11 protein-coding genes are annotated in these 13972 nt (G+C 68.9%); 5 read left to right on the forward strand and 6 right to left on the reverse strand.

Features of this window, described 5'->3' with window-relative positions; genetic code table 11:
• The first annotated feature begins 765 nt into the window (after nucleotides 1–765).
• A complete protein-coding gene (locus ACFYXK_RS31120) occupies nucleotides 766–1695 on the forward strand; it encodes an RNA polymerase sigma factor (RefSeq protein WP_389414173.1) in 930 nt (309 codons plus the stop codon).
• Nucleotides 1696–2075: 380 nt separating this feature from the next.
• Here ACFYXK_RS31120 and ACFYXK_RS31125 read toward each other — a convergent pair whose 3' ends face one another.
• From ACFYXK_RS31125 to ACFYXK_RS31140, 4 genes are all read right to left on the reverse strand, one after another.
• Complete coding sequence (locus ACFYXK_RS31125; RefSeq protein ID WP_389414174.1) at nucleotides 2076–2924, reverse strand: hypothetical protein; 849 nt, start codon at nucleotides 2922–2924, stop codon at nucleotides 2076–2078.
• Between the two features lie 124 nt (nucleotides 2925–3048).
• Nucleotides 3049–3396, reverse strand: coding sequence for an ArsR/SmtB family transcription factor (locus tag ACFYXK_RS31130; protein ID WP_389414175.1), 348 nt, complete (start codon nucleotides 3394–3396; stop codon nucleotides 3049–3051).
• A 937-nt stretch (nucleotides 3397–4333) separates the two neighbouring features.
• Entirely contained in the window at nucleotides 4334–5572 is a 1239-nt protein-coding gene (locus tag ACFYXK_RS31135; RefSeq protein WP_389414176.1) for an MFS transporter, read from the reverse strand.
• Between the two features lie 7 nt (nucleotides 5573–5579).
• Nucleotides 5580–6365 (reverse strand): prenyltransferase/squalene oxidase repeat-containing protein, encoded by a 786-nt coding sequence (locus ACFYXK_RS31140; RefSeq protein ID WP_389414177.1) that lies wholly within the window; start codon nucleotides 6363–6365, stop codon nucleotides 5580–5582.
• Nucleotides 6366–7373: 1008 nt separating this feature from the next.
• On the opposite strand from ACFYXK_RS31140, the gene ACFYXK_RS31145 reads away from it, so the two are divergent.
• The 3 genes from ACFYXK_RS31145 (at nucleotide 7374) to ACFYXK_RS31155 (ending at nucleotide 9995) form a co-directional block, all read left to right on the forward strand.
• Nucleotides 7374–8594, forward strand: a complete 1221-nt coding sequence (locus ACFYXK_RS31145; RefSeq protein ID WP_389414178.1) for an alpha/beta hydrolase family protein — start codon at nucleotides 7374–7376, stop codon at nucleotides 8592–8594.
• 172 nt (nucleotides 8595–8766) lie between these two features.
• On the forward strand, nucleotides 8767–9393 hold the full coding sequence (locus tag ACFYXK_RS31150; protein ID WP_389414187.1) for a hypothetical protein: 627 nt from the start codon (nucleotides 8767–8769) through the stop codon (nucleotides 9391–9393).
• The gene (locus ACFYXK_RS31155) at nucleotides 9390–9995 is read left to right on the forward strand and encodes a hypothetical protein (protein ID WP_389414179.1); all 606 of its coding nucleotides are present in this window, start codon (nucleotides 9390–9392) and stop codon (nucleotides 9993–9995) included. Before ACFYXK_RS31150 ends, ACFYXK_RS31155 begins: the two co-directional genes overlap by 4 nt.
• 242 nt (nucleotides 9996–10237) lie before the next feature.
• Here the strand turns inward: ACFYXK_RS31155 and ACFYXK_RS31160 are convergent, their stop codons facing one another.
• Nucleotides 10238–10543: a hypothetical protein gene (locus ACFYXK_RS31160; protein ID WP_389414180.1), complete on the reverse strand. Its 306-nt coding sequence runs from the start codon at nucleotides 10541–10543 to the stop codon at nucleotides 10238–10240.
• 445 nt (nucleotides 10544–10988) lie between these two features.
• Between ACFYXK_RS31160 and ACFYXK_RS31165 the strand changes: the two genes are divergently transcribed.
• The gene (locus ACFYXK_RS31165) at nucleotides 10989–11231 is read left to right on the forward strand and encodes a hypothetical protein (RefSeq protein WP_389414181.1); all 243 of its coding nucleotides are present in this window, start codon (nucleotides 10989–10991) and stop codon (nucleotides 11229–11231) included.
• A gap of 1090 nt (nucleotides 11232–12321) precedes the next feature.
• Here ACFYXK_RS31165 and ACFYXK_RS31170 read toward each other — a convergent pair.
• On the reverse strand, nucleotides 12322–12954 hold the full coding sequence (locus tag ACFYXK_RS31170; protein ID WP_389414182.1) for a hypothetical protein: 633 nt from the start codon (nucleotides 12952–12954) through the stop codon (nucleotides 12322–12324).
• Between the last annotated feature and the right edge of the window lie 1018 nt (nucleotides 12955–13972).

Genomic DNA, 13972 nt, shown 5'->3' on the forward strand with positions numbered 1-13972 from the left:
CGGTGGGGGCGTCACCGGAGCGGCGGATGCGCTGGAGGCCAGGGAAAGAGCTCCCGTACCTCGGCCCATGACGAGACGACGAAGTTCACCGGCAAAGGCACCTGGCGGCTGGACCCCGGAGTGGACACCTGGCCCCACGAGGTCGGGGTAAGGATCGCGGATTGCTCATCCACGTCCTGACACCCGGGCCCGCGCCCGGTCAGATCGGCCCCGGCCGAGCCGGCCGAGCCCGCACACCGGCAGCCCGCCGCTCCCGTACGACGGCGCCTGGGCCGCAGCCGGTAGTGCCCTGCGGTGGGATCACGACCCCGGGGTGTCACATCGTTGCCCCAGTGGGGGATCGGCCTCGGCCGGAGGCCGGCGGGGCACGGGTGATTGCCCGGTATCGCAGGTGCGCTACCTGCGCACCACCTTCGCCCCGTCCAATCGATCGCGGAGCTGAGCGACGGCCTTCTACGACTGGCCGCGCCGCACCAGCCGTTCAGCGAGCGCGATGACACCGCCCAACGTTCCGGAGCGAAGGAGCTCATCGTCGGATCCGGCGAACTCGGCTCCCGGCCGGTTGCCCGAGCAGGGCAACCGCTTCGCAGAACCAGCCACCGCCGGTGGCCGCCTGGCGGCGACATCACACGCCGCGTGGACCCGCCGGTACCAGCCGGGCCCAAGATCTTTTGAGCTTTCTTCCTCCTGGTCCGTCCAAAGCGGGTTCTCTTTGCCTCACCTGTTGCGACCAGCCCAGTGGGGGCGGTCGTAAGGAGATGTGAGATGACGACGTTCTCGGCCCGCTCCACTCTGTGCCTTCACTGCAAGGCTCCTGTCGATCTCCTCGATATGGGCGAGCTGGGAGACGGGAAGCTGGCTCTGTACAGGGATGTGACGCGCTGGTGCAGCGTCTGCATGAGGTCCATGGACGACCGGGAGCGGTTCTGCCGCCTCTACCAGCCGAGGGTGCGCCAGTTCTGCTGGAAGCTGCTGCAGTTGAGTCTTCCCGACAACGAGGACTGTTGGTGGCTGGCCGATGACATCGCCCAGGAAACGATGATCACCGCGTTGGAACACTTCGAGGTCTGGGAGAAGCCCGAGCGGGCCATCTGGAATACGGCACGCCGCAAGATCTACAAGAGGTGCGACGCCTACCGCCTCGTCACCAAGGACGGCTTCCCTCTCACCGTGCGGCACGTCGAACCCGCGGCACCGGACACCCCAGGAGAGGAAACGGTGGCCGACCCGGCCGACGCGGTCGTCGACAAGGTGGTGCTCCACTCCGAGACGTCCCGCCTGCCGTTGCCCATCCAGCAGGCCGTCATGGGCCACATCGCTCTCAATATCCCTGCGGCGAAGATGGGCCGACTGCTGAAGCGGCCTCCCTCCACGGTCAAGACGCAGGCGCAACGTGGACTCGGCATGTTGCGGGAGGCCGCAGCGGTCGCAGCCTTCCTCACCACGCTGTGCGTCGGGATCTTCCTGCTCTACACGGTCCTGGAACACCTGCCACTCGACACGGTCGCCGACAAGGCCGAGGGACTCCTGACGCACCCCGTGTTCCTGGTAGCGGTCGGGCCGTTCGTTCGGTACGGAATCGACTATCTCCAGAACCTCTTGCGGGGCTTTCGAGGTCACGGCGAGGCCCCCGAAGACGACGTCCGGTCCCGCAAGGACCGGCATCGCAAGGACCGCCACCGCGGGGAGTCCTGAGGGAATGCAGTCTTGGGCCGCGGTGCCAGACCTGGATGCGTACCCTCCCCGGGTCCAGGAGGAAGGCCGAGCAGTACGAAAACGCCACCAAGGCCGGAATCCGCGGTGACCACGCAGTCAATGGCACCCGTGACGTCGGAGGCCATTCCCGCCGACGCGGGGGTGGATCGCCGCTCTTTGACACGCGCCTTCACGGACCGGCGGCTCAGCGGGTCTGATCCGGCCGGGAAGTCGCCTTCTTGACCTGGACGGACAGCTGGGCGAGGGCAGCATCGATCGGCGCCGGCGCCGTTAGCACCCCCGTTTTCAGTTGTCCGTTGTCATCCGATCAAGGCGTTTTGACAGCGAACACAGTCGTTGCGGCTTTCTGACCAGCGAACCTAGGCGCATGAGGTGAGGAGTCGAGCCGCGGCGGCTTCCAGCTCAGCGCGAAGCACCCTCTGGCATTCCAGCGGTGCGCACACCTCAAAGGCGAGGTTGCGAATCTCGCCGGACAGGAGCACCTGGAGGTACTCGGGTCCACCCGCTTCTTCACGGCCCAACAGGATTTCGACGGTGAGCTGTGTACCGTTCGTGAGCCGCCGCGATCCGCTCTGCGGTTCGCCGTCGACCAGCATGAACTCCTTCTCGTACCGGCCTTCGGGTGGGGAGGCCAGCAGCCACCGGGCGAATGCGGCGGCCAGTGGTGCGCCACCACTCAGTGTCGTGCGTCCGATGAAGTACGCGTCGAAGCACCAGGTACCGTCCGGATCCATGCCGACCGCCAACCACAGGTCGTCAACGGGCATGCCAGGGTGATGACTGCCGCGCCAGCCGAACCGAAACCCTGTCTCATCGTGCTTGCCGGACACCGTCGGCCCTTCTCTCTCCCCGAGCTGCGGTTGGCTGTCCGCCTGACACAAGTCGTCTGCCAACGAACATGGTCCGACCAGGTCAGTGCATCGCCGAAGGCGTCGTTGAACTGGTAGGGCGACGCCGGTGAACCGGACCCGCCCGGCCGCCTTCTGCCGGTCCAGCCAGCTCGGGTCGGCCTGCCATCCGTTGAGGCCGTGCACCTGGAGGAGGTCGATGGAAGGGCGCGCGTAGCCCGCCAGCTGCCGGGCGAAGACGGCTTCGACCGACTCCGGTTCGGTGTCCCAGATCTTCGTGGCGACGAAGAACGACGGGTCTTCACGGAGTAATTCCGCAAGTCGGGGTCCGCGTCGGAGTAGACCGGGGGCGGTGTCCACCAGCTGGGCGCCGACCGCACGGGCGGCCGCCAGCAGGCCTGCCAGTCGCCCCGTCCGAGGACCGGAAGGTCGACGTCGGCCTTGCGGGCCAAGCGCCGGGGCACGGTCGGGGTCATCGGTTCCCTCAGGCGGAGGCCGCGCCCGCGCCGACCGGTTCCGCGTCCGGTGCAGGGCTGGTGACCTGCGTGGCGTCGAGCAGCCCGGGGAACCGGGCCTCGAGGTCGTCGCGCCGCAGCGTGATGATCCGGGTCGTGCCCCGGACCTCGGTGTGCATGACACCGGACTCTCGCAGCACCTTCAGGTGGTGCGAGAGCGTCGACTTGGCGATCGGGTAGACGAGCTGGCCGCAGGAGCGGGAGCCCTCTACGTACATCACGCGCGCGATGTCCCGACGGATGGGATCGCTGAGCGCGTGCAGCACTCGGTCCAGGGAGAGCTCACACCGATCAGGATGGTAGAGCGGGCTGCGCATGGGCGACCTTCTTCGTGTGGTGGGCACCGGGGCCGCGCCTTTCCGGCGAGCACCTCCGAGCTGGAAGATTCAACGTTCTACGATTATAGAAGAACGAAGTCGGCCGGTGCCGCCGTGTCGGGCACTCGGCCCTCGGCCCTCGGGGCCGGGCCGGGCCCAACCGCCTGGCACGAGCACGATCTTCCCGCCGACGCCGCCCCGCTGGGAGTGCGCAAGTGCCGCGCCGGCCTGCTCCAGCGGGTAACGGGCGGCCACGGGCAGCTCGAACGGGGCGTGCCCGATCAGGTCCAGAGTGCTCGCCAGCTCCAGCGGGAGATGCTCCAGTTGGGGGACCCCGCGCGCGTGGGCCGCCGCGTCCGGGACGATCGTGACCCGGCGAGCAGCGCCCGCGACGAGCCGGACTGCCGTCGCGGTGGGCTCCGGCCGCCTGCGCAGTCGACCGAGGCATGGAACGGCCCGAGTTCCGCGAGGCGTTCCGGCACCGTGCACCAGCAGCCGTTCCCCGGGCCGCAGCCCCACCCGGCGCAGGGCCGATAGGCGGTGCCGGCGGCCACCGGCAGGACGGCGGCCTGTTTGTCGGGGAACCGGTCTGGGTGGAGGGTGAGTTCGTCGGCCTCCTGGGAGGCCGCCACGGCTTCGCACTCCCGGAACGCGCCGGGCCGGCCGTGCCGGATGACGTGATCGCCGACCCGGAAGCGGCGCTCCCCGGCGCCGACCTCCGCCACCTCGCCCGACCGCCTCGACGCCGAGGCAGCCGCCGGTCAGGTCGATCGGGACGTACTCACGGACCGCGCCGGAGAGGATCTTCCAGTCGATCGGGTTGACCCCGATCGCGGTGTACCGGACGACCACCTGACCGGGCCCGGCCACGGGATCGGGCACCTCGGCCGGGTACAAGACCCCGGGTTCCCCGTACTGTCGAAGCGGACGGCGGTGCTCACGCGCTCGCCTCCTGCTTGCGGAAGGCGCCGGCCGCCGCGTAGACGAAGAGCGAGACCAGGTAGGCGGCGACGGCGAACCCGGCCACGCCCCAGAACCCTGTGACGTTGCCGAGGAGAAACCCTCCGACGGCGCCGCCGACGGTGGTGCCCACGTACATCGCGGAGTTGGAGAGCGAGGAGACGGTGCCCCGGGCGGTCTCGGTCTGCGCCTGCAGGATGCTCATGAAGACCGGGAAGACGCACCCGCCGACCATCATCACCAGTGCCAGCACCGTCAGCGCGACCGCCAGGTTCGGGGAGAGCGGAACCAGGCAGTACAGGGCGCCCATGGTCAGCACGCCGGACAGCAGAGACCGGTACAGGCCCAGGCGCGCGACGAGGCGGCTGCCGAACAGGGAGCCGACCACGTTGCCTGCGCCCACCGCCATCATCGCGGTGCCGACGGAGGCGACGTTCAGCCCGAAGTCCTTGGTGAACCAGGAACCGAGGAAGGAGATCGCCTCGAAGTTGCCGGTCTGGAAGACGAGGTAGCCCAGCAGGTACCAGCGCAGCCGGCCGGTGCCCAGCACCGTTTTGTACGCGCTGAGGATGGCCTTTGCCCCGCTGCCTGCGCCGGGCCGGCCCGGGACGGACGGGAAGAGGCGGGCGAGCAGCAGCCACAGCGCCACCGAGAGGCCGCCGATGGCCCAGAAGGGCAGATGCCAGGAGCCTGCGGCAAGCCAGCTGCCGAGCGGGATGCCCGCGAACTGGGCGATGGACAGCCCCGCGGTGGCGAAGCCCATGGTCCGGACGATCTCCCGGGGCTTCACGAGCACCGGGATGGACGCCCAGATCTGCGGGGAGACGAACGCGGCGCTCACACCGGCGAGGAACCGGAAGAGGATCATCGTCCAGAACCCCTGCGCGAACCCGCACAGTGCGGTCATGACGATGAATCCGGTCAACCCGGTCAGCAGCACCCGGCGCCGGTCCCGCCCGTCCGAGATCGGCCCGGCGATCAGGGCGAAGAGGGCGTAGCCCAGGGCGTAGGCGCTGACCATCCAGCCGGAGATGTCGGGGGAGACGTCGAAGGCGTGGGTCAGGGTCGGCAGCAGGGGGGCGACGAGGAAGGTGTCCGTCCCGATGACGAACATCGTGGCGAACGCGAGGAAGGCGACCATCCGCGACGAGCGGACGGCCGGAGCCGGCACCGGTGTCGCGCCGGTGGTCGAGGAGGAGGGTGAGGTGGTGGTCATGTCATCATCACCGCCCAGGAGCGGTTGAGTTTCCCTTCGAGCATGTGCAGCCAGTCAGTGCCTGTATCGCGATGAATCCCTCGTCGGTGGTCTCCGAGGGGGCGCCGGGCGCGCGTGAGAACCCTCCGGCGGCACTCTGGCGGACGGTGATCCACCGGACGCAGGCCTCGGTGTCGGCCGGCAGCGCGCCCCTCATGCAGAGCCCGCCGATGCCGGGGTACGAGTCGACGAAGCTCTCCGCGCCGTCCGTCCGGTAGCGGAAGCCTCCGGCCTCGGTCTGCAGGCCGCGCAGCCAGAGGAGGGTCTCCTCGGAGTGCGGCGGGCGCAGGCCGAGGGCGATCAGGGCGCCGATCACGCGGAAGGTTGCGAAGGTGTCGGACGGGGAGCCGGGCCGATTGCCGTAGCCGCCGTCCCGGTTGCGGCACGCGAGCAGGTGGGCCACCAGGTCGTCCTCCCGCTCGGGGCGGGCGCCCAGGGCGACGAGGGTCAGGGTGGCGAGGTGGGAGTGCCAGGCGTCGCAGGGGAAGCCGGGCGCGTTGCCGAACCCGCCTTCCGGGCGCCGGCAGGACCGGAGGAGGGCCACGCAGGCGTCCCGGTCGAAGTCGGGGTGGTCCGCGCCCCCAGCACGACGGCCGTCAGCACCGCGCAGTAGGTGGTGAACGTTGGTGAACGTCTCGGATGGCAGGGCGGGTTGTTCGCCGAAGCCGCCGTCCGGGTTCTGCGTGGCGAAGACACCGGTGCGAACACCAGGTGTGTTCGGCACCGGTCCGTCCAGGGCCAGCAGGTCGGACACGCCATGCAGCACCGAGAAGCCCCTAAGTTCGTTGTTCGTAGAAGATCGAAGTAATGGGGAGCGTAGCAGAAGATCCGGTGCGACAGCACGGGAGCGAAGGGGAGTTGAGGCGAGCGGCGGCGTCAGGAGCGAGACAGGGCTTGGCGGGTCCGGTCGGCGCAGGAGACCACGCCGGCGCCGAGCCGGCAGGGGCCGGGCCGCCGACTGACAGGACGCACTGCCACGATCATCCGCGTAAGCGCCCACTTCCAGGCCTCGCAGCCCAAGGTGCCCATCCCCCCATGGTGCGGGCAGTGTCACGACCAGAGCCTGCCGCTTCGTACCGTGGCGGAGGACGGCAAGTCAGTGCCTTGCCCCTGATGCCATCCCGATCACGAACCGTTCCGGGGACCGATGCGGCCGCGCAATGGTGGCGCGCTGGCACCGCCGGCACCCCGACTTCCCCGGCCCGTTCGGCGGGACTGAGGTGCATACGGAGCTCGGCCGGCCGGCGGTTGGCACCTGACTCTCGCCAACGACAAGATCACCGTTCCCACCGGCGCGGTTGCGGCCGCTCTGATGATCGCGGCCACCGGGGGGCGGTGCGTGGCGCTTCCGGCTCGATGCGAGCACCACATCTCAGGCGTGGTCATGCCGAGGTCCGCTCCCCTCCACGCGTCGGGTCCCGACCGCGGCGAACGCTGTTCGACGTCCGTATCGCCGCGATTCCAGCTCTCAAACGGCTCCCGGGGCTCGGGCCGTCCACCGGCCAGGCCGAAGCTGGTGGTCCGTGCCGTTCCCGGGTTGTGGCTGGGGGGATCGTCGACCACCTCCCACAGTGGGGCGGACACGTGCGGACAGGGGTGGACAGCCATCGTCCCCGTGTGGACTGGCAGGTGGACAGCGGTCCGCCGGAATCTTGGATCACGCCGGAGAGCGCACCGCGAGGGTGGTGCCGAAGGCCCGAGCGAACGTGCTCGCCAAGGACCGAGAAGCGCAAATCGTCGCGTCACATCACGGGAGAATCCGATGAAGCAGCTGCTGTTCCCGAACAACATCCAGTTCTGGTACGAGACCCTGCGGTCGATGAGTCACATCGCTTATGGCGGTGCGGACTTCGGCGAGGTTGTCTCCACCGGTGAGCGGATCACCGAGGGTGATTACGACAGCTGGTACGTCGAGTGGACAGCTACCGCGGACCGCGTGTCGCGGGAGGCGGAGAAGGCGCTGGCGGCCGGCCACCGCATCAGTGCCCGGGACGGTTTCCTGCGCGCCTCGAACTACTACCGCTCGGCGGAGTTCTTCCTGCACGGTCACCCCTGCGACCCGCGTCACGACGACGCCTACGACCGCTCGGTGGCCTGCTTCAAGGCGGCGGCGGCGCTGTTCAACCCGGTCATCGAGCCGGTCGAGATCCCCTACGAGGACACGACCCTGCCCGGCTACTTCTACCGGGTCGACGACTCGGGGACGTCCCGGCCGACGCTGATCATGCACAACGGTTTCGACGGCACCGCGGAGGAGCTGCACTTCTTCGGGGCGATGGCCGCTGTTGAGCGCGGCTACAACGTGCTGGCATTCGACGGCCCCGGCATGCCGGGCCCGCGTCACCACCAGGGCCTGGTCTTCCGCCCGGACTGGGAGAACGTGATCACCCCCGTCGTGGACTTCGCCGAAACCCTTCCCGAGGTCGACGACAGCCGTATCGCGCTCCTCGGCGTCAGCATGGGCGGCGTCCTCGCCCCCCGGGCTGCCGCGTTCGAGCACCGCCTGGCCGCGCTGATCGCCGTGGACGGTCTCTACGACCTCGGCCAGACCGCCGTACGCAACGTTCCCGGCACCCGCGAGGAGGCCGAACGGCTCCTGCGCGCCGAGTCCGCTCCGGAACTCGACGCCGCCTTCGAGCAGGCCATGACCAAGGACCCGATCGCGCGCTGGGCGATCAACCACGGCATGTACGTCATGGGTGTGCAAACCCCCCGCGCCTTCAACGCCTCCTACCTGGACTACACCCTCGCCGACGGCATCGCCGAGCGGATCCAGTGCCCCACCCTCGTATGCGACGCCGAAGAGGACATGTTCTTCAAGGGACAGCCCGAGCAGCTCTACGACCACCTGACCTGCCCCAGGACCCTCATGATGTTCACCACGGAGGAAGGCGCCGGCGCGCACTGCCACCCCGGTGCGATGCGCCTGTCCATCGCCCGCATCTACGACTGGCTCGACGACACCCTCGCTGCCGCAGCCTGACCGGGCCTCGGAAGCACGGGTGCCCTGCACCTGCCATGGCCCGCACGACCGCCGCCGCCGAAAATGGCGGGTCGGGCGGGTGAGTGGGGCGAGGATCGTGCTGCATGGACCTCGCCGGCGTGCTGGCCCGGAGCAGGTGCGCGCGGCGGACCGGCTGACGGAGGCCCTTGGGATGCCGCTCCCGATTCTCCGGCCGAGGGTGACCGCGGCGGCGGTCGGCCACCTCGTGAAGGCCGGTCTCCTGATCTATCTCGGCGGGGACACGCAGTTCCCCGACGTCCATCCGGACCAGGCCGCGGTGCGCCTCGGCGTACGGCGCATGGACTTCGACGCAGTCGTGAAGCTCGGGTTCCTCTACCCGGTCGGATCGGTGGACGTCGACTACAGGCGGCAGGGCGGGGTGACCACGGTCCCGCTTTACGCCGCTCAGGACGTCGTGCTGCTCCCGGTCGTCCGTCCCCTGGTGGACTGGCGGGCGGTGCGCACCGTCGCGGCGGGCCGCCGCTCCCCGCTCGCCGCCCTCGACCCGGTCGCCCCGGGCGGTGACCGGGTGTTTCTGGCGGAGGTGGCGCGGATGGCCAGGGTGGGCCGGGCCGCGGTAGTGAACTGGCGCCGCCGACAGGACGACTTCCCCGACCCGGTGGCTGGCACGGACGTCCGCCGTATGGGGCCGGAGGTCAGTACTCCGCAACAAGCCGATCCCGGCCCGGTGACGAATCACATCCGGCCGTCGCCCTGGCCGGATCCGGGGGGCTACGGTCTGCGCGACGGCGGAACTCGCAGGGGGAGAAGACCATGAGAGTGGTACGGGGGCAGGCGGCCATGGCCGTCCTCGCGGTGTGCGGGATGCTGGCGCTGAGCGCCTGTCAGAACGGCGGCGACCAGGCTGCCGCACCGGATGCGAAGCCCAGTGCGGCCGCACCGGCGGCGCCCACCGCCACGACCGCCGTGCCGGCCCCCTCGAAGACCGGCGCGGCGCCCAAGCCCTCGGCGACCGCCACTCCGGTGGGGAAGAATCCCCCGGCCCCGGCCCCGCCCTCCGCGCCGGCCTCCGCGTCGGCTTGCGGCGCCGACCACAGGATGCCGGTCTCGCCCGACACGATCGCCGTGCACCGCTACACGCCCGAGGGCGGCATGACCAGCCTCATCGTCCAGCACGGCACGTACGGCTGCCCCGGGCGCTTCGAACCGTCGGGCGCGTGGACGTACATCCCGATCTCGGAGAAGGCCAAGATCACCGCGACGGCGCCGATCCTCCCCTCGGAGGTGATGGGCAAGCCCATCTCCACCAGCGAGCTGACCTCCTGGCTGGACACCCACCCGGACAAGGGCCTCCCCTTCCGCTACCACCTGAACGCGGAAGGGGTCATCGACACCCTCGACGAGATCTACGTGAAGTAGCCCGCAGCCGCCGTCTTCCCGGCCCGGGGCCGGGGCCGGAGCAGTGAAGTCCGGTCGGTTTGTCGCCGTCGGTGATGGGCGTCGTGTGATTTTCAGTGGGTGGCGTCAGTTGTTTGCACTGGGTGTGTGAGGCGTTTTTGCTGGTGGTTGGGGTGGGTGGGCTCGTGGGGATGTTGTTTTCTTGGTGAAGGTCGGTGTCGTTTTCCAGTGAAGGTTGGCTGTCGTTCGTGTAGCGGGTGAGGTCAGTCCTGCTGCAGGGCGTTGGCCTTGTCGCTGATGTGTTGTGCCTGGGTGGCGGTCAGGGTTCGGATGTCCCAGATCAGCTCGGCCACGTCGGCTGCCGCTGGGTTCTGTGGCGGGGTCTGGTCCGGGGGGTCGATGCCGGTCAGGGCGGCCAGGTCGTGGGCGGGGATGCCGAGCAGGATCGCGAAGTCGGCCAGGAGGTAGGGGGTTACTTCTATGCGGCCGTGGCTTATTGCTCCGATGGTGGCTGCGGCGAGGAGCCGGCCCGTGAGGTGGTAGAGGGCATGAAGGAGTCCGGACGCCAAAGCGTGGACGAGGAACTGCTGCGCTGGGCCTACAGCAAGCTGAGCCACCGCCTGGCGGCCTGATGCTCCACTGCCCGAACCCGCCGCCGGTCACCGTGGTCCTGGACCCCTACGACGACGTGATTCATACCCGCGCCGCCCTGGCGTCCCACGCCCCCCCACGACGGACGCATCACCGTGCACCCCACCCCGGGCACCGATGCCGCCATCGCGCTCGCCTACGACATCCTCGCCGCCCTGGGCAAGCCCGTCCCCCTGGACGGCTACCGCCAGCTCGATACCGCCCCGGCCTGGTCGATCGCCGCCGCCTGGATCCTCGCCACCCCCATCACCCACCTCACCCTCTTGCGTGCACATCTCCTGACCCCGCACCGGTTCAAAGACCTCCTCGCCCTGCGCCGACGCACGGGGGTACGGCTGGGTCCTTGTCTGCCACCACCGCGCCATGTGCGCCTTCCTGGAGCGCGAACTGCAGCAGGTGGAGCACACCATCACCGAGGCATCCGCGTTGCTACCCGCGCCCGAGCCAGCCACCCCCGGTCGGCAGGCGCCTGGGCCGCTGCGCCCGCTGGCGAACCGCTGGATCGGACTGCCGGCCCTGACCACCCTCATCGCCGACGACGAGCCGGCCAGCCTCTGCCAGTGCGCCGCGCCCATGGCGGCCGACGGGACTTCTTCCCGCCGGTGATGCCTCCCCTCACCGAGGCGGAGGTTGCCTGGCGGCTTCACCGGGCTACCGCGCATCCGTACCTGGCTGCCCAGCTCGCCACGGCGGTGTTCACCGCGGCCTGCACCACCCAGCTCGATACGGTTCACGTCCACGACTTGGCCCTGGACGGCTCGACCGTCACGCTTCACGACCATGGCCTCCGCCGGGGCTGCATGACCCACCCCGTCCCCAGCTGCGGCCCGCCCCCTGCTGCGGGCCGCAGCCCTTATCTGGAGGCTCAAGGCGGCACCATCGGTCCGCTCTTCACCGATCCGCTGGGAAGCACCGGCCTACCGCCGCTGACCGCCTTCGCCGAGAGCTGCAAGCTGCGCCCGCCCCAGCCACCACGCCCCAAACGCCGCCGTCGCAAAGGCGCGACGCCGGCACCGAAACCGCACCAGGAGACGGTCTGGCCTGTGTGCACCGTCCACTACCGACGGCCCTGGGCCGCGCCTGAACCTGAGCGGATGTACGGCTGCCCGTACCCGCCTCCTCACATGCAGAGGACCATCGACAGGAGGAAGAAGGGATGGCTGCCACCTGACTACGGTCTGCGCGAACTCCGGGCCCCACGCTGGCCGTTGGAGCCATCCCTGTAGCCCGGGACGAGAGCAGGAGAAGATGAACCCTACGGCTCCACTCGGGGTTTATCAGGGACTTCGCAGCTTCACCTGTCGGCGGTCATTGAATCTGCGCAGTCGTCATGTCTCTGAGCTGGGGTTGTGCAGTTTGGGTGAGCGGGTTTCGCGATGGGTTGGCTCACTGAATCTGCGCAGTGCCGTGGCGCGTTAGTCGTCTGAACTGTGGTGTTCGTTGGCCTGGGCGTGGGTGCGCAGGTTGGTTGAGTAGTGCGCAGTTCCGCTGATCCGTGACAGGTGACACATGTCATGCGCGGGAACAGGTACTAATCCAGACCCCCAGTTGCGATCCGCAAAACAAAATGAATCACATCGGTCCTCACACCGATGCGGCCCGACCCTGCCCCCCCAGCGGGTCGGGCCCCGTCCACGAAACGCTCGATGAGGGACGGAGACGCCGCTCGCCGCGACTTCGGGGATGGTCTACACGGTCAGGGGGCGTTCACTCGAAAACGTTGAACGCTGTTGTTGCTCGCGCCGGGGCTGTTGATGTTGTTGTTGGTCGTGATGTTGTTGAACATCGGGATGACACCGTTGAGGTTGAGCGGCAGAATCGAGCCCCCGCCGGCTCCGTTGCCGTCGTTGCAGTTCCCGGTGATCGTCGTGGGGTCGCTGTCCGAGAAAGCGTGGGTGCCTTCAGCGGTAGTCTCGGTGCCCATGACGGTGTTGGTGACGGTGCACGGGGCGTTGTCGGCGATGGCGACGGTTACCGTGAATTCGAATGAACCTGTGAAAGTAAAACCACCGCAGTGGACCGTCTTACCGCCATTGGTGATGTCACACACATCAAACGGGAATGTGCCTCCGGTGTCCGTGGCTGTGAGACCCGGAGGAAGGTTGTCCGTGAACTCGATCGTGCCGCTGTCCTCGTTGCCGCTGTTGGTCAGCGTGATGGTGTAGACGCCTTGCCCTCCCGCTACGAAGGCTCCTTCGTGGCTCTTGTCGATGGTCACGTTCGATTGCGCTTGGGCGGGTGTGGCCCCCACAGCAAACGGGAGCGCGATGGCGAGCCCCATTACCGAGGTAAGGGCGGATACTCGCCGCCTCCATCCGTGCTTTTCCATTCCGAGTTCTCCTGCCGGTGAAGTCCCCCTCGGTATAAGCAGCGCAGGGTGGAGCGCGGTCCACGGGGGAGGTCAACACAGGCAACGCCTTGCCGACTGGTCCGATAACGGGTGTAGTGCCCGTTTCACTCGATCGCCTCGCACCAGAGGAACCAAAGGGAAGGCAGTCTCGGCGGAGCATCGAACAGGCCTGCTATTTCTTGTCGTTGACCACAAACTAGGGTTTGTGATTGAGAAGCTCCCGTGAGTAGCCCTGAGCCTCGCGGAGGGGATCCTGGAGGCGGAGCCGGAAGGGCCCGGGGGTGGGGGAGCGGACCCACCCCGGGGGCCGAAGGTCTGGCCGCGTGAAACGGGGTCAGGGCCCGCGCGGAGCGCGGGAGCCCTGGGGCCTGTGGAGCGCAGCGGAACCAGAGCCAGTCCGGAGCGAAGCGAAGGACCCCGACCGAAGGCCGGCCATGGCGGGGCGGGATTGTCCCTGGTCAGGGCTGGTTTGAGGGCTGTTTTCCACTGACAAGGGTTGCCGATTTTGCGCTGACGTTTTTGACATATTGCCTGGTCGTTTTGGTGGCGATCGGTATCACGCTTGGCTGTTTGTGCTGGTCAGGGCTATGTCCCCTGCAGGTCAAGCCCCGGCCCGAGCACCCCCTGCTCTGCTGCTGGCGGACCGCGTAGCGGGCTGGGCCTGGAAGCGGAGCCGGAAGGGCCCGGGGTGGGGGAGCGGAGCGGATCTACCCAACGGTCCGTAGGACCGCACCCCGTGAAACGGGGTCACCCGGGCCCGCGGAGCGGGCCGTTCGGGGTGGAGCGAAGCGGAACCCCGAACCTTGTCCGGAGCGAAGCGCAGGACTCCGGCCCGAAGGGCCGGCCCTGGCTCGGCGAAGCCGAGCCCCGTCGAGCGCAGCGAGGTGGTGCTTCGCCCTGGAGCGAAGCGGAGGGGCAGGCCCCGCAGGGGCCTCGGCCGCGCGTAGCGAGGCCGTTCTCTCCTGAGCGCGCAGCGCTCAGGCACCCGCTCCGCGGG

Origin of the sequence: Streptomyces sp. NPDC002209 (assembly GCF_042890265.1) — a bacterium.
In the GTDB taxonomy this organism is placed as follows: domain Bacteria; phylum Actinomycetota; class Actinomycetes; order Streptomycetales; family Streptomycetaceae; genus Streptomyces.